Source organism: Streptosporangium fragile (assembly GCF_039534445.1).
In the GTDB taxonomy this organism is placed as follows: Bacteria; Actinomycetota; Actinomycetes; order Streptosporangiales; family Streptosporangiaceae; genus Streptosporangium; species Streptosporangium fragile.
In genome coordinates, this window is the sequence record NZ_BAAAVI010000063.1 from 12354 (window position 1) to 36523 (window position 24170).

Below are 24170 nucleotides of genomic sequence, written 5' to 3' on the forward strand. Positions count from 1 at the left end.
CCGCTCCGCCGGTCCGCCCGTCGGGTCCGGATCGTCCTCATCCCGGTCCCCCGCCCGCGGGTCAGGTGAGGGAGAGCCCGCCGTCGACCGGCAGCACCACACCGGTCGCGTAGCCGGCCTGGGGACGGGTCAGCTCGGTGATCCACCACGCGATCTCCTCGGGGTCGCCGACGCGGCCGAGCGGGGTGCGCGTGCCGATCTGCCGGAGGAAGTCCTCGTAGCCCTCCTCGGACAGGCCCATGCGGGGGCCGGAGCGCGTGTCGATCACACCGGGGGCGACGCCCACCACCCGGATGCCGCGGGGGGCGAGCTCCACGGCCCAGGTCCGGGTCAGGAAGTCGAGCGCGACCTTGGCGGCGCCGTACACGCCGTTGTCCGGCCAGGAGCGCATCCCGAGCGAACCGGCCGTGCTGACGTTCACCACGGTGCCGCCGCTCGCCTCCAGCGCGTCGAGCGCGCACCGGGTGATGAGGATCGGGGCGACGAGGTTCGTGCCGAGCTGGGTGTCGACGAGCTCCCGGTCGACATGGGCGAGCGGCCGGTAGCCGAGCGCGGCGGCGTTGTTCACGAGCACGTCGATCCTGCCGAACTCGCGCAGCGCCGTGTCCACGATGAGCCGGGGGGCGTCGGGCTCGGTGATGTCGGCGGTCAGCACACGGATCAGGTCGTGGTCCTTGGCGGTCTCGACCAGGGTGGACTCGGTCCGCCCGACCACGAGGACCCCGGCGCCGCGCTCGGCGAACGCCCTCGCCGTGGCCCTGCCGATGCCGGTGCCGCCCCCGGTCACGATCACGGCGCGGGACACCGGGCCGTCGTTTGTCGCAGTCATGTCCGGCACCGTAGGAACCGCTGCTCGAACCCGGATCGACTCCTGCTGAGCGGACCCGCCGGCCGCTCCGGGGCCGACGGCGGGCGGCGGGGATTCACGGCCGGTCACGCGGTGCCGGGCCGGAGGTCCGGGCGGTCGTCGCGGGTGACGCGGCGCTCGCGGACGCGGAGCTCACCGCTCTCGCGGACGAGCACGTCCTCGCACACGCACATCAGGTGCAGCCGGGGCGTGCCCTCCCGGGGAGTGGCGATGATCTGCGCGTAGCTGCGCACCCGCAGCGAACCGTCGGCCTGCGGCTCCACCGCCACCATGCTCAACAGGTGGCGGTGCACCTCGCCGGCGGCGGCCAGGTTCTCGGCCGACTCCCGTACACCGGCCGTGAGGTTCGCGCGGCCCCGGATCGGCTCCGGCGCCGAGGGCGGGGCGAAGACGCCGTCCTCGGTGAAGGTCTCCGCCCACTCCTCCGCGGCTCCGGCGTCGAGCAGGTGCATGTGCCGGGCGTAGAACTGCTGCACCTCGGCGTAGAGCGCGGCGAGCGGCGGGCTGTCGGTCTGTACGGGCATGGTTCCTCCTCGTCCGTCGACGGGCGGGGGCACGGCGACGCCCCGATGGTGCGCGACCCGTCCGGAGTCCCGCTGGAGCGCGGGCGCCGGGTGCGGGTTCGAGTGAGGCTCCAAGCGTTCGCGGGCGGTCGCGGCGACGATCGGTACGTCCAGTGGCGCTCGCTCCCGGAGGCGTATGTGCGGCTCATCGACCTGTCTTCACCGGTGGACTCCTCGTCCTACGAGCCGGACCCCCTGGTCCACGAGGTCCTCACCCCGCGCGAGGGCGCCGTCCACATGAGCGAGGAGATGCGCGAGCACTTCGGGATCGACTTCGACCCGGCCGAGCTGCCGGACGGGGAGTTCCTCTCGCTCGACCGGATGACCCTCACCACCCACACGGGCACCCACGTCGACGCGCCCTCGCACTACGGTTCGCGCGCCTCCTACGGCGACGGCGTGCCGAGGCACATCGACCGGATGCCGCTGGAGTGGTTCTTCAACCCCGGCGTGGTGCTCGACCTCACCGACGCCGCCACCGGGGCCGTCGGCGCGGACCGGGTGGAGAAGGAGCTCGACCGCATCGGCTACACGCCCCGCCCCCTGGACATCGTGCTGCTGCACACGGGCGCGCAGCGGCACGCGGGCACCCCGCGGTACTTCACGGACTTCGCCGGGCTCGACGGCTCCGCCGTGCACCTCCTGCTGGACATGGGGGTGCGCGTGATCGGCACGGACGCGTTCAGCCTGGACGCCCCGTTCGGGGACATCATCGCCAGGTACCGGGCGACCGGGGACCGCTCCGTGCTGTGGCCCGCGCACTTCGCGGGGCGCGATCGGGAGTACTGCCAGATCGAGCGCCTCGCCAACCTCGACGCCCTGCCGGCGCCGTACGGCTTCCGCGTGGCGTGTTTCCCCGTGAAGATCGCCGGAGCGGGCGCGGGCTGGACGCGCGCGGTCGCCGTGCTCGACGCCTGACCCGTCCCCGGTCGCGAAGGAGGTGTGATGTTCGGCCGTGAGCTTGCGGAAGTCTACGAGATGATCTACGAGAGCCGGGGCAAGAGCTGGACCGAGGAGGCCGAGGAGATCAGCCGGCTGATCAGGTCGCGGTTCCCGGGTGCCGACTCCCTGCTCGACGTCGCCTGCGGGACCGGCGCGCACCTGGAGGCCTTCGGCAAGCTGTTCGCCCACACGGAGGGGCTGGAGCTCGCGCGGCCGATGCTGGACGTCGCCGTGCAGCGGCTGCCCGGCGTGCCGCTGCACGCCGGGGACATGCGGGACTTCGACCTCGGCCGCACCTTCGACGCGGTGGTGTGCATGTTCACCGCCATCGGATACCTGCCCACCGTGCCGGACATGCGCGCCGCCGTACGGTCGATGGCCAGGCACCTCGAACCGGGCGGGGTGCTCGTGGTCGAGCCGTGGTGGTTCCCCGAGCGGTTCATCGAGGACTACGTCGCCGGCGACCTGGCCCGTTCGGAGAGCAGGACGGTCGCCCGGATCTCGCACTCGACCCGGCAGGGCCGCACCACGCGCATGGAGGTGCGCTTCCTCGTGGGGGACTCCTCCGGCATCAGGGCGTTCACCGAGATCGACCTGCTGACGCTGTTCACCCTGGAGGAGTATCTGGCGGCGTTCGCCGACGCCGGATGCCCGGCGGAGTACACCGAGGTCGGCTGGACCGAGCGGGGAGTCTTCATCGGCCGCCGGGAGTGACACGGGCGGGGCCTCCTGCGCGGGCGGGGCCTCGTGCGCGGGCGGGGCTTCGTGCGCGGGCGGGGCGCGGACACGGCGGAGCCCCGGGTGCGGTGCGGAGGCAGCCGGGGCGGGGAGAGCGGGAGAGGCGCGGAGAGCGGGTGGGGCGGGGAGAGCGGGAGAGGCGCGGAGAGCGGGTGGGGCGGGGAGAGCGGGTGGGGCCGCTCACGCCGCCAGTTCGTCGGCGATGGCCATGACGTACTGGCCGTAACTGGAGTTGCCGATCTTCGCCCCGAGGCGGTGACACTCCTCGGCCCCGATGAAGCCCATCCGCAGCGCGACCTCCTCGACGCAGGCGATCCGCACTCCCTGGCGCTCCTCCAGCGTCCGCACGTACATGCTGGCCTGGAGCAGGGACTCCGGGGTGCCCGTGTCCAGCCACGCGAACCCGCGGCCGAGGTCGATCAGCTTCGCCTGGCCGCGTTTCATGTAGGCCAGGTTCAGGTCGGTGATCTCCAGCTCCCCGCGCTCGGACGGCCGCAGTTCCTTCGCCAGGCCGAGCACGTCGTTGTCGTAGAAGTACAGCCCGGTGATCGCGCGGTTGGACCGGGGGTGGGCGGGCTTCTCCTCGATGGAGACGAGGTACCCCTCGGCGTCGGTCTCGCCGACGCCGTAGCGCTCCGGGTCGGTGACCGGATACCCGAACAGCGTGCAGCCGCGCAGGTTCCTGCTCTCCCGCTCCAGCAGGTCCGAGAAGGAGTTGCCGTGGAAGATGTTGTCGCCGAGCACCAGCGCGACGTTGTCGGGGCCGACGTGGTCGGCCCCGATGAGGAACGCCTCGGCGATTCCGCGGGGCTGGTCCTGCCGCGCGTACGTGATGTTCAGCCCGAGGTGCGCCCCGTCGCCGAGCAGCTTGCGGAACTGCGGCATGTCGCCCGGCACCGTGATGACGAGGATGTCCCTGATGCCGGCGAGCATGAGCACCGAGAGCGGATAGTAGATCATCGGCTTGTCGCCCACGGGTAACAGTTGTTTGGAGACCGCGAGCGTCGCCGGATGCAGCCGGGTGCCGGTGCCGCCGGCCAGGATAATTCCTCGCATGCGTTTTCACCCCATCGGTCGGAATGCCTCATGCTATCGCCCGCTTTATTTGGGGGACAAGGTCAAGGCTGCTGAATTGAGGTGGCCTCGAGCTTCCTGCGAGCGGCGTGCATTGTGCTGAATGGCGAACCCGAAGGAGGTAGAAAAAGGCATGACCACTCGTGTGTGGGACTATTTAGCGGAATACGAGAAAGAGCGCGAGGACATTCTCGACGCGGTCGAGACGGTTTTCGGCTCCGGGCGGCTCGTGCTCGGCGCGAGTGTCCGGGGGTTCGAGGAGGAGTTCGCCGCCTACCACGGCGTACGGCACTGCGTCGGCGTCGACAACGGGACCAACGCCATCAAGCTGGGCCTCCAGGCACTGGGGGTCGGCCCCGGGGACGAGGTGATCACGGTGTCGAACACCGCGGCGCCGACCGTGGTGGCGATCGACGGCGTGGGCGCGAAGCCCGTCTTCGTGGACGTGCACCCGGACACGTACCTCATGGACACGGACCAGGTGGCGGCGGTGATCACCCCGCGCACCCGGTGCCTGCTCCCCGTGCACCTCTACGGCCAGTGCGTCGACATGGCGCCGCTGGAGGCCCTGGCCGCCGAGCACGACCTGGTGATCCTGGAGGACTGCGCCCAGGCCCACGGCGCCCGGCACCACGGCCGCCTGGCCGGGACGATGGGGCAGGCCGCCGCCTTCTCGTTCTATCCGACGAAGGTCCTCGGCGCGTACGGGGACGGCGGCGCGACGATCACCTCCGACGACGCGGTGGACCGCAACCTCCGGCGGCTGCGCTACTACGGCATGGAGGAGCGGTACTACGTCGTCGAGACGCCGGGCCACAACAGCCGGCTCGACGAGCTGCACGCGGAGATCCTGCGCCGCAAGCTGCGCCGCCTGGACGGCTACATCGCGGCCCGGCGCGAGGTGGCCCGCCGGTACGCCGAGGGGCTGGCGGACACCGGGCTCGTGCTGCCCCGGCTCGCCCCCGGCAACGACCACGTCCACTACGTCTACGTCGTGCGCCACCCCCGGCGGGACGACATCATCGCGGCGCTCAAGGGATACGACATCGAGCTGAACATCAGCTACCCGTGGCCGGTGCACACGATGACCGGCTTCGCCCACCTCGGATACGCCCCGGGGTCTCTCCCGGTCACCGAGAAGCTCGCCGGAGAGATCTTCTCGCTGCCGATGTACGCGTCGTTGTCCCCCGACATACAGGACAAGGTCATCAGCGCCCTCCGCGAGGTGCTGACGACCCTGTCCTGAGCCGGGCCGGGCGGCCGGTCAGGCGACCCCGGTGGCGGCGTCGTGGACCAGCGCGAGGAAGGCGCGCGGGGTCTTCGCCTCCGTCACCTGGTCGTCGGCCAGCCGTATGCCGTGGTCGCGCTCGATCCGGCCCGCGGTCTCCAGCATCGCGAGCGAGTCGTAGCCGAGATCGCCGAATTCCACGTCCAGGACGTCGTCCGTCACGGCCAGCCCTTCGCCCTCGCCCGCGCACTCGCGCATGATCTCCATGAGCCTGGTCACGGTCAGCTTCTCCATGTTCCCTCCTCGTGGGCGCTCTCAGGAAGCCTCGTGCTCCGATCGCCGCGGGCCGCGCACGACCATCGCGGCGTTGAACCCGCCGTATCCGCGGGCCAGCACCAGGGCGGCCGACAGCGGGAGCCGCCGGGGCCGCAGCACCAGGTCGATCTCGTATCCGGGTACGGGGCGGGACACGTTGACCGTCGGCGGGACCACCCCGTGCTCCAGCGCCAGCAGGGCCGTGGCCAGGTCGAGCGCCGCACCGCCGGCGCTGAGCCGGCCGGTCATCGTCTTGGGCGCGGTCACCGGCACCCCGTGCGGGCCGAAGACCGCCCGCAGCGCGTCCGCCTCGATCCGGTCCAGTTCGGGGACGCCCGCGGCGTCGGCGAAGACCACGTCGACGTCGGCGGCGGTCATCCCGGCGTCGTCGAGCGCCCGCTCGATCGCCCGGCGCAGGGTCGGCGGGCGGCCCGACCCCGGGGGCGGGTCGAAGGTCGCGGCGTACCCCGCGATCTCGCCGTACCAGGAGGTCGCGCCACGTTCCCTGGCCGCGTCCTCGGGCTCCAGGACGAACAGCGCGCCGCCGTCACCCGGGACGTACCCGGACGCGTCGGCGTCGAAGGGCAGGTAGGCCCGTGCCGGGTCCCGCGAGGCGCTGAGCCGGCCGCTGGTCTGCTGCGCGACCCAGCCCCACGGGCAGGGGGAGCCGTCCACCCCGCCGCCGATCATCACCGGGATCCCGCCGCGCAGGTGCCGCCGCGCCTGGGCGATCGCGTCGAGCCCCCCGGCCTGCTCGGTCACCAGCACGCCGCTGGGCCCCCGCAGGCCGTGCCGGATCGAGATCTGGCCCGTGTTCACCGCGTAGAACCAGGCGAAGGACTGGTAGGCGCTGACGTGCTCGGGCCCCTTGCTCCACAGCTTCTCCAGCTCGCGGTGGCCGAACTCGAACCCGCCGGCCGAGCTCGCGGTCACGACGCCGACGCCGTACTCGGGCAGCGCCGACGGGGTGAGCGCGGCGTCCTCCAGCGCCCAGTCCGCCGCCACGAGCGCGAGCCGGGTCATGTGGTCGGTCTGCGGGAGCAGGCGGCTCGGCAGATGCTCCTCGGGGGCGAAACCATCGATCTCGGCGGCCAGCCGGCTCGTGTACGGCTCGCTGTCGAACCGGGTGATCCGCCCGATCGCGCTGTGGCCGCGCAGCGTGGCGGTCCAGTGCGCGGCCGCGCCGAGGCCGGTGGGGGCCAGGACGCCCATGCCGGTCACCACCGTGGCCGCCGTCACCGCCCTGCTCCTTCCGCGCTGCACAGCACCATCGCGCTCTGGAAGCCGCCGAACCCGCTGCCGACGGTCAGCACGGTGTCCACCCGGCTCTCGCGGGCCCGCAGCGGCACGTAGTCCAGGTCGCACTCCGGGTCGGGCTCGTGCAGGTTCGCGGTGGGCGGGATGACGCCGTGCTCGATGGTGAGCGCGCAGGCCGCGATCTCCAGGGAGCCGATCGCGCCGAGGGAGTGGCCGATCATCGACTTGATCCCGCTGACCGGGACCCGGTAGGCGTGCTCGCCGAGGCTGCGTTTGAAGGCCGCCGTCTCGTGCCGGTCGTTCTGCTTCGTCCCGGAGCCGTGCGCGTTGACGTAGCCCACGTCCTCGGGGGCCCTGCGGGCCTGGGCCAGCGCGGCACGGATGGCCTCGGCCATCTCCCGCCCGTCCGGGCGCAGGCCGGTCATGTGGTAGGCGTTGGACCGCGAGGCGAAGCCGCTGATCTCCGCGTGGACGTGGGCCCCGCGGCGGCGCGCGTGCTCCAGCTCCTCCAGCACGAACACGGCCGCCCCCTCGCCGAGCACGAACCCGTTCCTCGTCAGGTCGAACGGCCGGGACGCGCTCGCGGGGTCGTCCTTGCGCGGCGTGGTCGCCTTGATCGCGTCGAAGCACGCCATGGTGATCGGCGAGATGGGCGCGTCGGTGGCCCCCGCCACCATGACGTCCGCCGCCCCCTCCCGGATCAGCTCGACGGCGTGCCCGACGGAGTCCAGCCCCGAGGTGCAGCCGGTGGACACGGTCGCGACCGGGCCCTCCGCCCCGGCCTCCCAGGCCACCTCCGCGGCGATGGAGCTGGGCACGTAATGGCCGAAGAGGTGCCGGACGGCGTACTCCTCGTCCACGAGGTGCCGCCGCCCGCCGTCGCTGACGACGACGTACTCCTGCTCCAGGCTCATCGTGCAGCCCACGGCGCTGCCGACGACCACGCCGGTACGGGCCGGGTCGAGGTCCGCCGGGCTCAGCCCGCTGCTCGCCAGGCTCTCCCGCGCGGAGACGACGGCGAACTGGGCGGCCCGGTCCATGCGGCGGGCCTGCTGCGGGGACAGGCCCTCGCGCAGCGGGTCGAAGTCGCATTCGGCGGCGACCTGCGACCGGTACGGGGACGGGTCGAAGAAGGTGATGCGCCTGGTGGCCGTACGGCCCGCCGTCAGCAGCTCCCAGAAGCGCTTGGTGCCGATGGCGTCGGGGGCGACGACCCCGATTCCGGTTATCACGACGCGACGGTTCATGAATGATCTCGCTGGTCAGGGGCCGGTGAACCGGCCTTCCCGCTCACCGGGCCCCGGTCTTCGCCGAGACGGTGCGGCGGGGCGTGTAGAGGTTGGGCTCGCTCGTGCTCAGCGCGCGGAGAGCGGCGGCGTGCGGCTGGAAATCCGGGGCCGCCACCGCCCTGCGGAAGGCGCCGGCGTCGCGCCACTGCGCGATGTTGACGTAGCTGCGCTCGTCGTCCGTGTGCCGGAGCAGCGTATGCCGGAGAAAGCCGTCCTGCTGCGCCATGAATTCCGAGGTCTCCGCGAAGACCCGCTCGAATTCCTCGGGCGACGCGTGCACCGTGAATCTGTTCACGAAAGTGACTGTGTCGTCTCTGACATCTTCCGGCATCGTGCCTCTCTTGCCCCGATAGGAAAATATGTGGGATTTCCCGGTTGCCAACGATGAGCAGGTTCTCTCGCGGGCGGCTCAACGACGGCTGGACCACTCTCCCGGCCACCCGGGACCGGTCAGGCGCCGTCCCCGGGCCGCTCGAAGGCCACCGGGTCGAAGTCCGCGGGCCGGGCGAGCGGGATGACCTCGAACTCCAGATGGGGGCTGACCGGGTTCGCGTACAGCAGCGAGAGCAGCTCCTCGTGCGAGTCGACGTCGTAGATGAGGAGCCCTCCCGATGCGCCCACCCGGACCCAGCTGTGCTTGATGACGCCCTTGTCCACCAGCGCCCTGGTGTAGGCGAACCCTTCGGGCAGCCGGCGGCGGAACTCGTCCGCGCTGATCCCGACCGGGTGCTGCGTCGCGAGGACGGCGAACAGTGCCATCGTGTTCCTCCGTGGGACGTCGGGCGGTGCCCCTTGAGCATGGTGCCCGCCGGTCAGCGGCCCATCGAGAGCCGGTGGAGCACGCGGCCCGGCCGGGGCCGAGCCGGGCTCGAAGGATCTGCTAACCGGCCGCGTCATTCTCCTGGGACCGCAGGTTTCGCGGGCGACGCCACCGGCGGAGGAATCCGTTGAACACACTCGTCACCGGCATGTCCGGGATCGCCGGCCGCGGCTCGGCCACGGCGACGTCCGGGATGCCGCCCTGCCCGCCGCCCGCCCCGACCGGGAGAACCGGGACCGAGGGGAGCGGCCCGAGAAGGAGCGCGCCGGCGAGCGGCTCGCCGGTCCGGACCGGCCGGGTGCGCGCATGAGGTGGCTGATCACGGGGGCGGGCGGGCTGCTCGGCCACCACGTGCTGGAGCGCCTGGCCGCCGGCCGTCCGGATGACTCCGTCGTCGGGCTGGACCGCGCCCGGCTCGACATCACCGTGCCGCGGTCGGTGCGCGACGCGCTCGCGGAACACCGCCCGGACGTGGTGGTCAACTGCGCGGGCTACACGGCGGTCGACGCCGCCGAGGCGCACGAGCCGGAGGCGCTCCGCGTCAACGGCGCCGGGCCGCGCCACCTGGCCGCCGCCTGCGCCGAACGGCGGGCACGGCTCATCCACGTCTCCACGGACCAGGTCTTCTCCGGCGAGGCCCGCACCCCCTACGCCGAGGACCACCCGCCCGCCCCCCGCACGGCCTACGGCCGTACGAAGCTCGCGGGTGAACGGGCCGTGCTGGCCGTCCTGCCCCGGTCGAGCGCCGTCGTCCGGACCGCCTGGCTCCACGGCGCCCGGGGGCGCAGCTTCGTCCGCACCATGATCGAGCTGGAGGCGCGACGCGACACGGTCGACGTCGTGGACGACCAGCTCGGCCAGCCCACCTGGGCGGCGGACGTCGCCGAGCGGATCGTCCTGCTCGGCCGGCGCCCCGAGGCGACCGGCGTCTTCCACGCCACCAACTCCGGAGCGGTCACCCGGTACGAGCTGGCCAGGGAGATCTTCCGGCTGATCGGGGCGGATCCCGGCCGGGTCCGCCCGACGACCAGCGAGGCCTTCGCGGCTCCCGCCCGCAGGCCCCCCTACGCCGTGCTCGCGCACGGGCGGTGGCGTGAGATCGGCGCGGCCCCGCTCCGCGACTGGCGTACGGCGCTGCGCGAGGCGCTGGCCCGGCACAGCCTGAGGGCGTGAGGCGGTCGCCGGTCATCCGCCGGCCGGCACGGCCCGAGAGCGTGCCGGGCCGGTCCGGTACGGCCCCGGGTGCGGAGCCGCCGGTCACCCGCCGGTCGCGTTGAAGAACCGCAGCGTGGCCGGGCCCCCGGAGAGGACGCTCATCCCGCCGTCCAGCGTGAGGCACGACCCCGTGACCAGCCGGGAGGCGTCGCTCGCCAGGTAGACGACCGCGCCGACCAGGTCCTCCGGCTGACCCCAGCGGCCGACCGGCACGGCCTCCAGCAGGCTCGCGCTCGTCTGGGGGTCGGCGGAGAGCGGCGCGGTCAGGTCGGTCGCGACCCATCCCGGCACGAGCGCGTTGACGCGGACGTCGCGGGCGGCCCATTCCGCCGCCAGCGAGCGCGTGAGGGAGATCAGCGCGGCCTTCGCCGCCGCGTACGGGGACAGCAGCGGCAGGCCTCCCTGCCCGGCGAAGGAGGCGATGTTGATGACCGAGCCGCTCCGCCGCTCGACGAGGTGGGGGCCGACCGCCCGGCAGACGTGGAGCGCGGAGTCGAAGTTCAACCGCATGGCCTGCTCCCAGGCGGAGTGCGGGAGCGCCAGGAACGGCCCGAAACGGCCGGTTCCTCCGGCGTTGTTGACGACGACGTCCAGGCCGCCGAACTCGGCGAGCGCGGCGCTCACGGCACGCTGCACCTGCGCGGGGTTGGTGACGTCGGTGGGGAGCGGGAGGGCACGGCCGCCGTGGTCGGCGATCTCCGCGGCGAGCTTCTCCAGCGCCTCGGCGCCTCGCGCGAGCAGCACGAGGTCCGCGCCGGCCTGCGCGAGCCCGAGGGCGATCGCGCGGCCGATGCCCCGGGACGCTCCGGTGACGAGGGCTTTCCTGCCCTGGAGATCGAACGGGATTGGCATGGGATCTCCTCGTGGTGGGTCGGCGAGCCCGTCGCCGACGCGGGCGTGCAGCGACTGTCCGACACCGCGGTCGAGGTTCGGTCGACCCGGCGTCCACCGCCCACCCCGCCCCTCGATCCCCCGGGTGCGCCGCCCCCGCGCGGTGGCGCTCGGGGAGCGCGCGGCCCGTCCCGTGATCCCACCCGCCGGAGCGGGGGACGCGCCTCTCCGCGCCGCGGCGTCCGCGCGTCCCCCGCGGGCCGCCACGCCGGACTCCTCCGGGTGGCGGCCCGCGTCCCGGGTTCCGCCCCGGCGGTTCGCGGCCGGGGCGGGCCGGATCAGGTGAAGTCGGCCCGGTGGTCGGCGACCCACTGGGCGAACGTGCGGGCGGGGCGGCCGGTGACCTGCTCGGCGGTCGGGCCCACCACGGCCTTCGGCGGGGGCGGCATCAGCAGCCAGTCGACCGCCTCGGGCGGCATGCCCTGGCTGATCCACAACTCGCGGGTCTGCTCCCGGGTCAGCTCCTCGAAGCGGACCTCCCGCCCGAGCACCTCGCCGATGATGCGCACCTGCTCGACCTTCGTGAGCGCCTCGGGACCGGTCAGGGCGTACTTCGCCCCCGCGTGGCCCTCTTCGAGCAGCGCCTTCACCGCCACGTCGGCGATGTCGGCCTCGTGGACCATCGCGCTCTCGGCGTCGCCGTAGGGCGCGCGGACCACGCTTTCGGCCTGGATGGACGGCGCCCACAGGAACAGCAGGTTGGCCATGAACTCGCCCGGCCGCACGTGCGTCCACTCGAGCCCGGACGCCTCCACCGCCTGCTCCACGGCGCGGTGCTGGTCACCGCTCAGGTCGCCCTCGGCGTAGTCGGCGGACACGGACGACAGCACGACGACGCGCCGCACGCCCGCCTTGCCGGCCAGTCGCACGACCGCCTCGGCGGTCTCGGGCACCGGGAAGAGGTACACGCGGTCCACGCCCGCCAGCGCGGGCTCCACCGACTCGGGCGCGGTGAGGTCGCCGCGGACCACCTCGACCTCGTCGGGCAGTCCGGCCGTCTCGGGCGACCGGGTCAGCGCCCGCACGGACGCTCCCGCCCGCAGCAGACCGCCGACCACGTGCCGCCCCACGGTCCCCGTGGCTCCTGTCACCAGAATTGTCATGTCTTCTGTCCCCATCCGGTCGCGAAAAGAAAGACGTCGGTGGATCTGCGGCCGCGTCGTCGAGGTGACACGCGGGCCGTTGTCGCCGTGCGGAGTCGCCGGACCTCCGCCGGACCCTATCCTCCTGCCGGACCGGGGTCCTCGCAATCAGGTTGAGACCCGGTGGTTCGCCCGCCCGTCCGCGTCGAGCGGGCTGCGAGCGGCCCCTGCCAGCCTGTGACCAGGCCCGACGCGGTCGGCCGCGACCGTCCGGGGCCACCGACGGCGAAGGGGGATGCGGTGCGCGTCCTGATCACGACGCTTCCGTTCAAGGCCCATGCCTACCCGCGGGTCCCGCTGGCGTGGGCGCTGCGGGCCGCGGGCCACGAGGTGCGCGTGGCCGCCAGCCCCGACGTGGTGGACGACATCACCCACGCCGGCCTCACCGCGGTGCCGGTCGGCGAGTCCTTCGACGCCGAGGCGCTGATGGCCGAGATCCGGGAGCACCAGGCGGAGCGGGAGGCGGCGGGCGACGCCCCGAACCCGGAACCGCTGATGAGGATCGACGAACGCCGCCCCGAGCGGCTGACCTACGACTTCATGCACGGGATGTTCACCGTGCTCACCACGGTCGTCTTCAAGAACCACTCCCCGCGCCGCACGACCGACGACCTGGTCGACTTCGCCCGCGCCTGGCGGCCGGACCTGGTGATCTGGGATCCGCTGGGTTTCGCCGGCGCGATCGCGGCCCGCGCGTGCGGGGCGGCCCACGCCCGGCTGATGTACGGCCTGGACGTGGTCGGGTGGATGCGCGAGCGCTACCTGGACGCGGTGCGGCGCCGGCCCGCGGAACTGCGCGAGGACCCGCTGGAGGAGTGGCTGGCCCCGGTGCTGGAGCGGTACGGCTGCGCGTTCGGCGAGGACGTGGTCATGGGGCAGTGGACCGTCGACCCGGGCCCGTCGTGGATGCGCCTGGCGGTGGACCACCACTATCTCCCGGTGCGCCACGTGTCGTACAACGGCCGGGCCACGGTCCCGGAGTGGCTGCGCGAGCCGCCCGGGCGCCGACGCGTCTGCCTGACGCTGGGGTTGTCGCACCGCGAGGTCCTGGGCGGGAACCGGGTCTCGATGAGCGATCTGCTGGAGGCGGTGGCGGACCTGGACGCCGAGGTGGTGGCCACGTTGAACGCCGACCAGCTCGCGGGGGTCTCCCGGGTGCCGGACAACGTGCGCGTGGTGGACTTCGTGCCGCTGAACGAGCTGCTGCCGAGCTGCTCGGCGATCGTCCACCAGGGGGGCACGGGCACGATGCAGACCGCGCTCTCGCACGGGATCCCCCAGGTGCTCCTCCCCGGCGACCTCTGGGACACGATGCTCAAGGCGGAGCGGCTGCAGGCGTCCGGCGCCGGGCTGTACGTCCCCGACATCGAGCGGTTCCAGGCCCACGAACTGCGCGACATGCTGGTGCGGGTCCTCGACGACCCCTCCTTCGCCCGGTCCGCGGCCACGTTGCGCACGCGGATGCTGGGCACCCCGGCACCCGGGGCCATCGTGCCGTCGCTGGAGAAACTGACCGCCGAGCACCGCACTCCGCGGGCCTGAGCGTGGAGCCTTCGAGGAGGGCAACGTGCGCGTCCTGTTCGTGACAACCCCGACCAAGGCACCGGGGCACCACCGCGTCCCGCTGGCGTGGGCGCTCCGGGCCGCCGGGCACGAGGTCTGCCTCGCCGACCGGCCCAACCTCGTGGACGACATCACGCGTACCGGCCTCACCGCCGTCCCGATCGGGGAGGTCCTGGAGGCCGACGAGAACATCGCGGCCAGCGAGCGCCTGCGGGAGGGGGCGGGGATCGCCGCCGACGTTCCCGACCCCGAGGACCTGATGCGGATCGAGGAGACCCGCCCGGAGAAGCTCACCTACGACTTCATGCACGGCGTGCTCACCGTGATGACCACGACCGTCTTCCGGACCTTCAGCCCGCCGAGCACCATCGCGGAGCTCGTCGACTTCGCCCGCGACTGGCGGCCGGACCTGGTGCTCTGGGACCCGCTGGTCTTCGCCGGCGCGGTGGCGGCCAGGGCCTGCGGCGCCGCCCACGCCCGTCTGCTGTACGGTCTCGACATGGTCGCCCTGATGCGCGGGCGGTACCTGGAGGCGATGGGGCGGCGACCCCCGGAGTGGCGCGAGGACCCGCTGGAGGAGTGGCTGGCCCCGGCGCTGGAGCGGTACGGCTGCGCGTTCGGCGAGGACGTGGTCACGGGGCAGTGGACCATCGACCCGGTCCCGCCGTCGCAACAGCTCCCGACCGGCATCCGCTACGTCCCGATGCGGCACGTCCCGTACAACGGGCCGTCCGTCGTCCCGAAGTGGTTGCGCGAGCCGCCGGAGCGCCGGCGCGTGTGCCTCAGCCTGAGCCTTCCGCACCCGGAGGTGACGGGCGGGGACCGGGTGCCGGTCGACGCCCTGCTGGAGGCGCTCGACGGCCTCGACGTCGAGGTGGTGGCGCCGTCGACCCCCCTGCTGCGGAGCGCGACCCGGGAGCTGCCGGGCAACGTGCGGCTGGTCGACTCCGTGCCCCTGAACGAGCTGCTGCCGAGCTGCTCGGCCATCATCCACCAGTCGGACGTGTGGACGCTGCACACGGCGTTCGCGCACGGGATCCCGCAGCTCGTGCTCCCGGGGGAGCTGTGGGACATCCCGATGAGGGCGGCTCAGGTGCACGACGCCGGGATCGGGCTGGCGGTGCCGGACGTCGAGCACGCGACCGCCGCCGAGCTGCGCGGCATGCTGCTGCGCGTGCTGGAGGAGCCGTCGTTCGCGCGGAACGCGGCCCGGCTCCAGGCCGAGCTGATGGGCACGCCCGCCCCCAGTGACACGGTGCCGCGGTTGGAGAGGCTGACCGCCGAACACCGCCGCCGGACCGGCTGAGCCGAGCCCGGCGGCCGGACCGGGACGGCCGCTCTCCGGCGCACGGTGGTGCCGGAGAGCGGGGGAGGGGACGCCGCGATCAGGAGTCGCGGAGGCGGATGCCGTTCTCGAAGGTGCGGACGACCGTGGCGTAGACGCCGTGGCGCGGGATCAGGCCCTTGTCGACCTGCTCGACGCCCGTGTAGACGACCGCCCACAGCACGTTCTGGATCCAGTCGGCGCTGACCTCCGGATCGAACACCCCCTCGGCCTGGCCGCGCTCGATGAGGTCCGGCACCGGCGCGGTCGGCTTGGCGCCCTCCTCGTCCGACGCGGGTTTCTCGAACGCCTCCAGCACGCGTGGGTCCCCCCACAGGAACATCAGCCGGTCGGCGACGTCCAGCATGGCGGCGACCAGGCGGCGCATCGCCTCCGCCGGCGGCCCCTGGTCGAGGGCCGCCTCGTCGATCGACTGGCTGATCACCGTCAGAGAGTCCTCCACGACCGCGTTGATCAGCTCCTCCCGGTCGGAGAAGTAGCGGTGCAGCGTGCTGCGCCCGACCCCGGCGGCCTCGGCGATGTCGGCCAAGGTGGCGGAGCGGTTGCGGGCGAGCACGAAGGCGGCCGCCGCCAGGATCGCGCGGCGGGTGCGGCCACGCACCCCAGACTCGTTTCTCATGGGTGAAGTGTACATACAGGCCCCAGAGTGAGACATCGTCGCTATTATTGACACACTGATGTCCAACATTGATATTCTCAAGTCCTGAGGCGATGGAAAGAGGGGACTCCGTGACGACTTTCGCGATCGAGGCCGAGGGACTGCGCAAGCGGTACGGCGACACACACGCGCTGGCCGGGTTCAACCTGGCCGTGCCCGAGGGCACGGTGTGCGGGCTGCTCGGCCCCAACGGCGCGGGCAAGACGACGGCCGTGCGCATCCTGAGCACCCTGCTGCTGCCGGACGGCGGCGCCGCCCGCGTCGCCGGGTTCGACGTGGTGCGCGAGTCCGCGCAGGTCCGCTACCGGATCGGGCTGGCCGGCCAGCAGCCCGCGGTCGACGAGATCCTCACCGGCCGGGAGAATCTGCGGATGTGGGCGCGGCTGTACCGCCTCGGGCCGCGCGAGGCCCGGCAGCGCGCCGACGAGCTGCTGGAGCGGTTCGGGCTCACCGGCGCGGCCGACAAGCGGGCCAAGCACTACTCCGGGGGCATGCGCCGCCGGCTGGACCTCGCGGCGAGCTTCATCCTGGCGCCGCGGGTGCTGTTCCTCGACGAGCCCACGACCGGCCTGGATCCGCGCAGCCGCACCGAGGTCTGGAAGGCGGTGCGCGACCTGGTCGCGCAGGGCACCACGGTGCTGCTGACCACGCAGTACCTCGACGAGGCCGACCGGCTCGCCCACCAGATCGCGGTGCTCGACGCCGGGGCGGTGATCGCCGACGACACGCCCAGCCGGCTGAAGTCCATGATCGGCAACGACCAGATCGACGTGGTGGTGCGTGAGGCCGCCGACCTGCCCGCGGTCACGGAGATCATCGCCCGTGTCTCCGGCGTGCATCCCGAGATCGACCCCGACGCCGCCCGCGTCACCGCCCCCGTCAAGGACCCGCTGGAGGCCCTGACCGCGACGGCGCGCGAACTGCGCGAGGCGGGACTGGCCGTGGAGGACCTCGCGCTGCGCCGCCCCACGCTCGACGAGGTGTTCCTCAGCCTGACCGGCCGCGCCACCGGCGACGACGGCCGGGAAGCGGCATGAGCGGCCCCCGGCCCGGAGCGGCGGTGCCCCGGGTTCCCGCGCAGTCACCCGTCCCCCGAGAAGAGGCCCGAGAAGAGGATGGTGCGCCCGTGAGCACGTCCATCGCCCCGGTGATGCCCCGCACCCCCGTCGAGCGGCTGCGCTGGGCGTTCTCCGACGCCCGGATCGTGGCCGGGCGCGAGCTGATCCACTGGGTGCGCAACCCGGTCGTGATCCTCAACACCCTGCTGTTCCCGCTGGTCATGGTGATGCTGTTCGGCTACGTCTTCGGCAGCGCGATGACGGTGGCCGGCGGCGGCGACTACCGCGAGTTCCTCATGCCCGGCATGTTCGGGCAGACGATGGTGTTCGGCGTGATCTCGACCGTGTACGCCGTCTCGCTCAACGCCGCCCGCGGGGTCACCGACCGCTTCAGGTCGATGCCGACGTCCTCCTTCGGCGTGCTGATGGGACGCGCCGTCGCCGACATGCTCACCTCCACGCTCGACCTGGTGATCCTGGTGCTGTGCGGCTTCCTGGTCGGCTGGCGCGTGCGCAACGGGATCGGCCCGGCCCTGGCGGCGGTCGGGCTGCTGCTGCTCCTGCGGTTCGCGCTGATCTGGGTGGGGATCTGCATGGGGCTCAGGCTCACGCCGGAGGGGGCGGGGGCGGCGTGGATGCCGCTGTTCCCGCTGACGCTGCTGGCCAACACCTTCGTTTCGCCCCAGCTGATGCCCGGCTGGTTGCAGGTCGTCGCCGAGTGGAACCCGCTGTCGGCGGTCGTGCTGGCGTGCCGCGAACTGTTCGGCAACCCGGGGCTGGCCGGCCAGTCGTGGCCGGCCCAGCACGCGCTGGAGCTCGCGATCGCCTGGCCCCTGCTGATCATCGTGATCTTCCTCCCGCTGTCGGTCCGCCGCTACCGCCGCCTCAACCGCTGAGATTCCCGCGGGGGTGGCCGCGCGCCGGCCGGACCGCCATGCCCTGCCGGAGCCCCCGTGCTCCGGCCGAGCCGTCAAACCCCGCCGGAGCCCTCGTGCTCCAGCGGGGTTTCGCGGCTGCTTCGAGAACCGCTGAAGGGCGGCCCTCGCCCCCGTCTCCAGCGAGGGTCCAAAGCGGCTCAAGAGCCGGCGCCCACCATCGGATCGGTCAGCCCACGTCAGAACCCCGCGGAGCCGTACCGGCGACCGGTGCGGAGTTCCCACGAGTCCGAGGAAGATTTCATGTGTCGTGTCTGCGGCGGTACCGTCCACGAATTCTTCGACTTCGGGCGTCAGCCCCTCTCTGATGCGTTCCTCGACCCGCAGGGCGTCGAGCACGAGTTCTTCTTCCGGCTCGCCGTGGGCATCTGCGAGTCCTGCACGATGACGCAGCTCATCGACGAGGTGGCCCGGGACCGCATGTTCCACGAGGCGTACCCGTACCACTCGTCCGGATCGGTCCGGATGCGCAGGCACTTCGAGGACACCGCCCAGCGGCTCCTGGACACCCACCTGACCGGCCCGGACCCGTTCATCGTCGAGGTGGGGTGCAACGACGGCGTCATGCTCAAGACGGTCAGCAAGGCGGGCGTCCGGCACCTGGGCGTGGAACCCTCCGGCGGGGTGGCCGAGCTGGCCCGGGCACAGGGGGTCCGGGTGCGCGTCGACTTCTTCGAGGAGTCCGTGGCCGCCGACATCGTCGCCCGGGACGGCACGGCCGACGTCATCTACGCGGCCAACACGATGTGCCACATCCCCTACATCGGCTCGATCTTCCGTGGCGTGGACGCGCTGCTGGCGCCGGACGGGGTGCTCGTGTTCGAGGATCCGTACCTGGGCGACATCCTCCAGCGCAACACCTTCGACCAGATCTACGACGAGCACTTCTTCTTCTTCACCGTCCGCTCCGTGCAGAACGCGGCGGCCCGGTTCGGGTTCGAGCTGGTCGACGTCGAGCGGCTGCCGGTCCACGGCGGTGAGCTGCGCTACACGATCGCGCGGGCCGGCCGGCGCGAGCCCACCCCGGTGGTGGCGGAGATGGTCGCCGACGAACGGAACCGGGGCCTGGCCGCTCCCTCGGACTTCGCCGACTTCGCGGCGAGCGTGAACCGCATCCGCGACGACCTCATGAACCTGCTGCGCGGCCTGCGGGCCGAGGGGAAGCGGGTCGTGGGCTACGGCGCGACGGCCAAGAGCGCGACGGTGACGAACTTCTGCGGGATCGGCCCCGACCTGGTCTCGTTCGTGTGCGACGCGACCCCGGCCAAGAACGGCAGGCTGATGCCCGGATCCCACATACCGGTGCGGTCGCCCGAGGCGCTGGCCGATCCCTACCCCGACTACGCCGTGCTGTTCGCCTGGAACCACGCCGAAGAGATCATGGAGAAGGAACGCGCCTTCCGCGAGGCGGGCGGCCGGTGGATCCTCTATGTGCCCGAGGTTCACGTCGTCTGAGGCGGCGACCCGGATTCCCGCAGGCAGTCTCACGATCCGAAGGACACGATATGCAGTTGCGGAAGCTCGCCGTCGAAGGCGCATTCGAGTTCCGGCCGCAGATCTTCACCGACGACCGGGGGATCTTCGTGTCCCCGTTCCAGGAGACGGCGCTCCGCGAGGCGCTGGGGCACGGGCTCTTCCCGGTGGCGCAGACCAACCACAGCAGATCCCGGCGCGGCGTGGTGCGCGGCGCCCACTTCACGCTCACCCCGCCCGGCGTCGCCAAGTACGTGTACTGCGCGCGGGGCAGGGCGCTCGACATCGTCATCGACATCAGGGCCGGCTCGCCGACCTTCGGGCGCTCCGACTCCGCCGTGCTGGACACGGAGGAGTTCCGCGCGATGTACTTCCCGGTCGGTGTGGCGCACGCCTTCGTCGCCCTGGAGGACGACACGGTGATGTCCTACATGCTGTCCGGCGAGTACGTGAAGGAGAACGAGCTCGCCGTCTCCGTGCTGGACCCCGCCCTCGAACTGCCCATCCCCCGGGACATCGAGCCGATCATGTCCGAACGGGACCGGGACGCGCCCACGCTGGCCAAGATGGAGGTGGAGGGCACGCTTCCCGACTACGCCGAGTGCCTGCGGATCGAGCGCGCGCTCTACACCCCGGCCTGACGTCCGGGGCCCTCGCGCAGGGATTGCGGCCGCTCGGCCATCCGTCGAGGGCCTCGCGAGCGGGGTCTGGCAGCCTCGCCTTTCCGCCACGTCGTGGCGCCGCGTTCCGGTGGGATCCGAGGTGATGCACGTGCGAGTCCTGATCATGGCCCTCCCCGTCAAAGCCCACGTCTATCCGCACGTCCCGCTGGCGTGGGCGCTGCGGTCGGCGGGTCATGAGGTGTGCGTCGCGAGCCAGCCCGACCTCGTGGACGAGATCGCCGAGACCGGTCTCGCCGTGGTGCCGGTCGGCGAGGCGCTCAACCTGGAGGACGCCATCAACACCATGCCCATGGAGTCGGACAAGAGGCTGAACCCGTGGGATCTGATGCGGATGGAGGAGTTCTCCCACGACGGTCTCGACGACGACTTCGTGCACGGCGTGTCCCTCGTGATGACGACCCTGGGGTTCCCGCCCGTCTCCTACGGCGGCCTGGTGGACGACCTCGTGGACTTCGCCCGCGTCTGGCGTCCCGACCTGGTGATCTGGGACATGCTCGTGTTCGCCGGCCCGGTGGCGGCCAAGGCGTGCGGCGCGGCCCACGCCCGGATGGTGTTCGGGCTGGACCTGATCGGGAGGATGCGGGAGAAACACCGGGAGGTCATGGCGCGCAGGCCGGCGGAGCTGCGCGAGGACCCCATGCGGGAGTGGCTGGAGCCGGAGCTGGCGCGTTTCGGCTGCGCGTTCACCGAGGACGTGGTCGTCGGCCAGTGGACGATCGACCCCGTCCCGCCGTCGATGCGGCTGCCGACCGGGCTGCACCACGTGCCGATCCGCCACGTGCCGTACAGCGGGGGCACGACGATTCCCGCGTGGCTGCGGGAGCGGCCGCGGAAGCGCCGCGTGTGCCTCACCCTGGGGCTGTCCCGCCGGGAGCTGGCCGGCCGCGAGCGGGCCGTCGTCTCCGAGCTGCTGGAGGCCGTGGCCGACCTCGACGTCGAGGTGGTGGCCACCCTGAACGCCGCCCAGCTCGCCGCCGTGTCCGAGGTGCCGGACAACGTCAGGACCGTGGACTTCGCGCCGCTGCACGAACTCCTCCCCACCTGCGCGGCGAGCATCCACCAGGGCGGCTTCGGCACGATGCAGACCGTGCTCGCCCACGGCGTGCCGCAGATCGTCCTGCCCAGCGGGCTGTGGGACACGACGCTCAAGGCCCGCCTGGTACGGGACGCCGGGGCGGGCCTGTACGCGGAGCCCGACCGGCTCACGGCGGCCGGGCTGAGGGAGATGCTGGTCCGGGTGCTCGACGAGCCCTCGTTCGCCGCGGGCGCGGACCGGTTGCGCGCCGAGATCCGGGACATGCCGTCCCCGAGCGAGGTCGTGCCGGTGCTCCGGAAGCTGACCGCCGAGCACCGCGCGTACGGCACGGCGTGATCGGCGGGGACGTTCCCGCCGCCCCGCTTCAGTCCTGATCGAGGGAGGCTAGAGGAGCCGCCCGTAGCGTGGGCCGCATGGTGGACGGCTCGATGGGCAAGGCACTGGCGACCGGGATGTCGGACAGCGAACTGAGCTACCTGCTGCTCCTGATGCACGGGATGCAGTGGATCATGGGGGTGAAGGGCGACCCCTACGCGCTGCTGCTCCGCGCGGCGAGCGACGACCCGCACGACCTCGGGCGGCGGATGCGCTCCCGGGGCCCCCTGTACCGCAGCCACGCAGCGACGTGGGTCACCGCGCACCACGAGCCCGCCGCCGCCGCGCTGCGGGACCCGCGCATGAGCCCGGAGTACGCGGCTCCGCTCGAACCGGACGACCTGCGGGCCGAGGAGGAGCGGATCCTCCCGTACGAGCTGCCGAGACTGGAGCAGCTCCTCCCGCTCGGCCAGGTCTCCCTCACCCCGGACCGGCCCGGATACGAGCGGCTGCGCCGGCTGACCGGGTCCGTACTCGACGACGCGGCCCTCGACCGGGTCCACGGGCGCACGGCGGACCTCTGCGCGGACCGGCTCCGCGCGCTCGACGGCGGCTTCGACCTGCGGGAGGACGTCGCCCGCCCGGTGGCCACGGCCGCGATCCGCGAGCTGCTGGGCCTGCCCGCGTCCCACGGCGAACGTTTCGGCGAGCTCTGCTCGGGCACGGCCGGCGCCCTCGACGCCACCCTGTGCCCGCCCCGGCTCGCGACGGCCCGCCGGCTCGCCGAGGCGATCACCGGGATGCGGGAGCTGCTCGACGGGCTGGTCCGCTCGGGCCGCGGCGGCGCGGCCGGTGGCCTGGCCGGCGAGCTGGCGGGTGCGGCCGCCCGGGTGGGGGCGACGGAGGACGACGCGGCCGCCGCGTGTGCGTCGCTCGCCGTCGCCGGCGTCGAGACGACGGCGAATCTGATCTGCGACGCCATGTCCGCCCTGCTCGACCACCCGGAGGAATGGGCGCTGCTGCGGGACGACCCCGCGCGGGCCCCCGCGGCGATCGAGGAGACGACGCGGTACGCGCCGCCCGTGCGCCTGCACCGGCTCTTCGCCCACGAGGACGTCGAACTGGGCGGGCAGACGGTGCGGACCGGCGACGAACTGGTCGTCGCGGCCGAGGCGGCCGGCCGCGACCCGGCCGTGTACGACGACCCGGACCGCTTCAGCCTGGACAGACGGGCCGGCGCGGACGGGCCCGCGCTGCCCGACGGGCCGCTGACCGGGCCGGCCGGTCCCCTGGCGCGGCGGCTGGCCGCCGCCGCGGTGAGCACGATCGCGGCCGAGCTGCCGCGGATCCGCCGGACCGGCCCCGTGATCCGCCGCCCGCGCTCCCCGGTGACGCGCGGGGTGCTGCGGTTCCCGGCCGCCGCGCGATGACGCGCGGCCCGAGGGGGTCTCGTAACCGGCTCAACGATCGCTGGACGGCCCGTCCCGCCGCCCCGCCGGGGGAGGCCTCGGCCACCACCGGTTCTCTGCCGGGCGTGAGTACGTTGAGCGAAATGATCCAGCGCCGTTCCCGGAGTGCGAGATGATCAATGTTTTCCAGCCGAGCCTCGGCGAAGAGGAACTCGAAGCGATACGCGAGGTGTTCTCCCGCAACTGGTTGGGATACGGCCCGCGCACCCAGACGTTCGAGACGGAGTTCGCCGCGCATCTCAAGGTGGATCGCGAAGGCGTGCTCTTCATCAACTCGTGCACCTCGGGCCTGTTCATGGCGATGGAGCTGCTGGAGCTCGGGCCCGCGGACGACGTGGTGCTGCCCTCGGTGAACTTCGTGGCCAACGCCAACGCCGTCGCGGTCACCGGCGCCCAGCCGGTCTTCTGCGACGTCGACCCCCACACGCTCAACCCGACGGTCGCCGACGTCGAACGCGCGCTGACCCCGCGCACGAAGGCGGTGGTCGTGCTGCACTACGGCGGCCATCCCGGCGAGATCGCGGGCATCGCGGCGCTGTGCCGGGACCGCGGTGTGGCACTGGTCGAGGACGCCGCCTGCTCCATCGCCTCCAGCGTGGACGGCACGATGTGCGGGACGTTCGGCGACATCGGGGTGTGGAGCCTCGACGCCCGGAAGATCATCACCACCGGCGACGGCGGCGTGATCCGCGTCCGGGACCCCGAGCTGGCGCGCCGGGCCCACCGGCTGGCCTACCACGGCATGGTGGACCGCAGCTCCTTCACCGCGATGGCCGACATGCGGCGGCGCTGGTGGGAGCTGGCGGTCCAGGAGATCGGCCGCCGCACCATCGGCAACGACATCACGGCCGCGATCGGCAGCGTGCAGCTCCGCCGGCTCGACGGCTTCGTGGCGCGGCGGCGCGCGATCGCCGGGACCTACGACCGGATGCTGGCCGGCGTCGAGGGCATCCGGCTGCCGCCGCCCCTGCCCGCCGGGCACGTCGGCTCCCACTACTTCTACTGGGTGCAGCTCGACGCGGCCATCCGCGACCAGGTGGCCGAGGACCTGCTGGAACGCGGCATCTACACCACGTTCCGCTACCCGCCCCTGCACAGGACTCCGCTCTACCGGGCCGACCGCCACCTGCCCCACACGGACGAGGCCGCCGAGACCACCCTCCTGCTCCCCGTCCACCAGGGACTCACCGACGAGGACGTCGAGACGGTGGTCGGCGAACTCCTCAAGGCCGTCGAGAACCGGAGCGGCCGCGCCGCCGCGAACGGCGGCGGGGGGACGCGGTGACGGGCCGG

The 24170-nt window shown here is 72.8% G+C and carries 24 protein-coding genes; 13 read left to right on the forward strand and 11 right to left on the reverse strand.

Features of this window, described 5'->3' with window-relative positions:
- Positions 1–61 precede the first annotated feature (61 nt).
- Both ABD841_RS31370 and ABD841_RS31375 read right to left on the reverse strand, forming a co-directional pair.
- The gene (locus ABD841_RS31370; RefSeq protein ID WP_344979337.1) at positions 62–829 is read right to left on the reverse strand and encodes an SDR family NAD(P)-dependent oxidoreductase; all 768 of its coding nucleotides are present in this window, start codon (positions 827–829) and stop codon (positions 62–64) included.
- Positions 830–933: 104 nt separating this feature from the next.
- Positions 934–1392, reverse strand: coding sequence for a nuclear transport factor 2 family protein (locus ABD841_RS31375; RefSeq protein WP_344979338.1), 459 nt, complete (start codon positions 1390–1392; stop codon positions 934–936).
- A gap of 102 nt (positions 1393–1494) precedes the next feature.
- Between ABD841_RS31375 and ABD841_RS31380 the strand changes: the two genes are divergently transcribed.
- A complete protein-coding gene (locus ABD841_RS31380; protein ID WP_344979340.1) occupies positions 1495–2349 on the forward strand; it encodes a cyclase family protein in 855 nt (284 codons plus the stop codon).
- A gap of 27 nt (positions 2350–2376) precedes the next feature.
- Positions 2377–3087, forward strand: coding sequence for a class I SAM-dependent methyltransferase (locus ABD841_RS31385; RefSeq protein ID WP_344979342.1), 711 nt, complete (start codon positions 2377–2379; stop codon positions 3085–3087).
- Positions 3088–3291: 204 nt separating this feature from the next.
- Here ABD841_RS31385 and rfbA read toward each other — a convergent pair whose 3' ends face one another.
- Positions 3292–4167 carry a glucose-1-phosphate thymidylyltransferase RfbA gene (gene rfbA, locus ABD841_RS31390; protein WP_344979344.1) on the reverse strand — a complete coding sequence of 292 codons (876 nt, stop codon included), beginning with the start codon at positions 4165–4167 and terminating at the stop codon, positions 3292–3294.
- 151 nt (positions 4168–4318) lie between these two features.
- Here rfbA and ABD841_RS31395 point away from each other — a divergent pair, with 151 nt between their 5' ends.
- Entirely contained in the window at positions 4319–5431 is a 1113-nt protein-coding gene (locus ABD841_RS31395) for a DegT/DnrJ/EryC1/StrS family aminotransferase (RefSeq protein WP_344979346.1), read from the forward strand.
- An 18-nt stretch (positions 5432–5449) separates the two neighbouring features.
- On the opposite strand, the gene ABD841_RS31400 is transcribed toward ABD841_RS31395, so the two are convergent.
- From ABD841_RS31400 to ABD841_RS31420, 5 genes are all read right to left on the reverse strand, one after another.
- Positions 5450–5707 carry an acyl carrier protein gene (locus ABD841_RS31400; protein WP_344979348.1) on the reverse strand — a complete coding sequence of 86 codons (258 nt, stop codon included), beginning with the start codon at positions 5705–5707 and terminating at the stop codon, positions 5450–5452.
- Between the two features lie 21 nt (positions 5708–5728).
- On the reverse strand, positions 5729–6967 hold the full coding sequence (locus ABD841_RS31405; protein WP_344979350.1) for a ketosynthase chain-length factor: 1239 nt from the start codon (positions 6965–6967) through the stop codon (positions 5729–5731).
- A complete protein-coding gene (locus tag ABD841_RS31410) occupies positions 6964–8232 on the reverse strand; it encodes a beta-ketoacyl-[acyl-carrier-protein] synthase family protein (protein WP_344979352.1) in 1269 nt (422 codons plus the stop codon). The genes ABD841_RS31405 and ABD841_RS31410 overlap by 4 nt, the downstream gene beginning before the upstream one ends.
- Positions 8233–8275: 43 nt before the next feature.
- Positions 8276–8569 carry an antibiotic biosynthesis monooxygenase family protein gene (locus ABD841_RS31415; RefSeq protein WP_344979354.1) on the reverse strand — a complete coding sequence of 98 codons (294 nt, stop codon included), beginning with the start codon at positions 8567–8569 and terminating at the stop codon, positions 8276–8278.
- Between the two features lie 155 nt (positions 8570–8724).
- A complete protein-coding gene (locus tag ABD841_RS31420) occupies positions 8725–9033 on the reverse strand; it encodes a muconolactone Delta-isomerase family protein (RefSeq protein WP_344979356.1) in 309 nt (102 codons plus the stop codon).
- 367 nt (positions 9034–9400) lie between these two features.
- Here ABD841_RS31420 and rfbD point away from each other — a divergent pair, with 367 nt between their 5' ends.
- Positions 9401–10267, forward strand: a complete 867-nt coding sequence (rfbD, locus tag ABD841_RS31425) for a dTDP-4-dehydrorhamnose reductase (RefSeq protein ID WP_344979358.1) — start codon at positions 9401–9403, stop codon at positions 10265–10267.
- 84 nt (positions 10268–10351) lie between these two features.
- Here the strand turns inward: rfbD and ABD841_RS31430 are convergent, their stop codons facing one another.
- Together ABD841_RS31430 and ABD841_RS31435 are read right to left on the reverse strand one after the other, a co-directional pair.
- Positions 10352–11161 (reverse strand): SDR family NAD(P)-dependent oxidoreductase, encoded by an 810-nt coding sequence (locus ABD841_RS31430; RefSeq protein ID WP_344979360.1) that lies wholly within the window; start codon positions 11159–11161, stop codon positions 10352–10354.
- A gap of 317 nt (positions 11162–11478) precedes the next feature.
- Positions 11479–12303 carry an NAD(P)H-binding protein gene (locus ABD841_RS31435; protein ID WP_344979362.1) on the reverse strand — a complete coding sequence of 275 codons (825 nt, stop codon included), beginning with the start codon at positions 12301–12303 and terminating at the stop codon, positions 11479–11481.
- Between the two features lie 279 nt (positions 12304–12582).
- Between ABD841_RS31435 and ABD841_RS31440 the strand changes: the two genes are divergently transcribed.
- Both ABD841_RS31440 and ABD841_RS31445 read left to right on the forward strand, forming a co-directional pair.
- On the forward strand, positions 12583–13884 hold the full coding sequence (locus ABD841_RS31440) for an activator-dependent family glycosyltransferase (RefSeq protein ID WP_344979364.1): 1302 nt from the start codon (positions 12583–12585) through the stop codon (positions 13882–13884).
- A gap of 25 nt (positions 13885–13909) precedes the next feature.
- Entirely contained in the window at positions 13910–15211 is a 1302-nt protein-coding gene (locus ABD841_RS31445) for an activator-dependent family glycosyltransferase (protein ID WP_344979366.1), read from the forward strand.
- Positions 15212–15290: 79 nt separating this feature from the next.
- On the opposite strand, the gene ABD841_RS31450 is transcribed toward ABD841_RS31445, so the two are convergent.
- Entirely contained in the window at positions 15291–15869 is a 579-nt protein-coding gene (locus ABD841_RS31450) for a TetR/AcrR family transcriptional regulator (RefSeq protein ID WP_344979368.1), read from the reverse strand.
- A gap of 110 nt (positions 15870–15979) precedes the next feature.
- Between ABD841_RS31450 and ABD841_RS31455 the strand changes: the two genes are divergently transcribed.
- The 7 genes from ABD841_RS31455 (at position 15980) to ABD841_RS31485 (ending at position 24162) form a co-directional block, all read left to right on the forward strand.
- Positions 15980–16945, forward strand: a complete 966-nt coding sequence (locus ABD841_RS31455; protein ID WP_344979370.1) for an ATP-binding cassette domain-containing protein — start codon at positions 15980–15982, stop codon at positions 16943–16945.
- A 113-nt stretch (positions 16946–17058) separates the two neighbouring features.
- Positions 17059–17862: an ABC transporter permease gene (locus tag ABD841_RS31460; protein ID WP_425582072.1), complete on the forward strand. Its 804-nt coding sequence runs from the start codon at positions 17059–17061 to the stop codon at positions 17860–17862.
- A 282-nt stretch (positions 17863–18144) separates the two neighbouring features.
- Positions 18145–19356 (forward strand): methyltransferase domain-containing protein, encoded by a 1212-nt coding sequence (locus ABD841_RS31465; RefSeq protein WP_344979374.1) that lies wholly within the window; start codon positions 18145–18147, stop codon positions 19354–19356.
- Between the two features lie 50 nt (positions 19357–19406).
- Entirely contained in the window at positions 19407–20015 is a 609-nt protein-coding gene (locus ABD841_RS31470; protein ID WP_344979376.1) for a dTDP-4-dehydrorhamnose 3,5-epimerase family protein, read from the forward strand.
- Positions 20016–20145: 130 nt separating this feature from the next.
- Positions 20146–21429, forward strand: a complete 1284-nt coding sequence (locus ABD841_RS31475) for an activator-dependent family glycosyltransferase (RefSeq protein ID WP_344979378.1) — start codon at positions 20146–20148, stop codon at positions 21427–21429.
- Positions 21430–21506: 77 nt separating this feature from the next.
- Complete coding sequence (locus ABD841_RS31480) at positions 21507–22838, forward strand: cytochrome P450 family protein (RefSeq protein ID WP_344979403.1); 1332 nt, start codon at positions 21507–21509, stop codon at positions 22836–22838.
- Between the two features lie 151 nt (positions 22839–22989).
- Positions 22990–24162 (forward strand): DegT/DnrJ/EryC1/StrS family aminotransferase, encoded by a 1173-nt coding sequence (locus tag ABD841_RS31485; RefSeq protein ID WP_344979380.1) that lies wholly within the window; start codon positions 22990–22992, stop codon positions 24160–24162.
- The last annotated feature ends 8 nt before the right edge of the window (positions 24163–24170 follow it).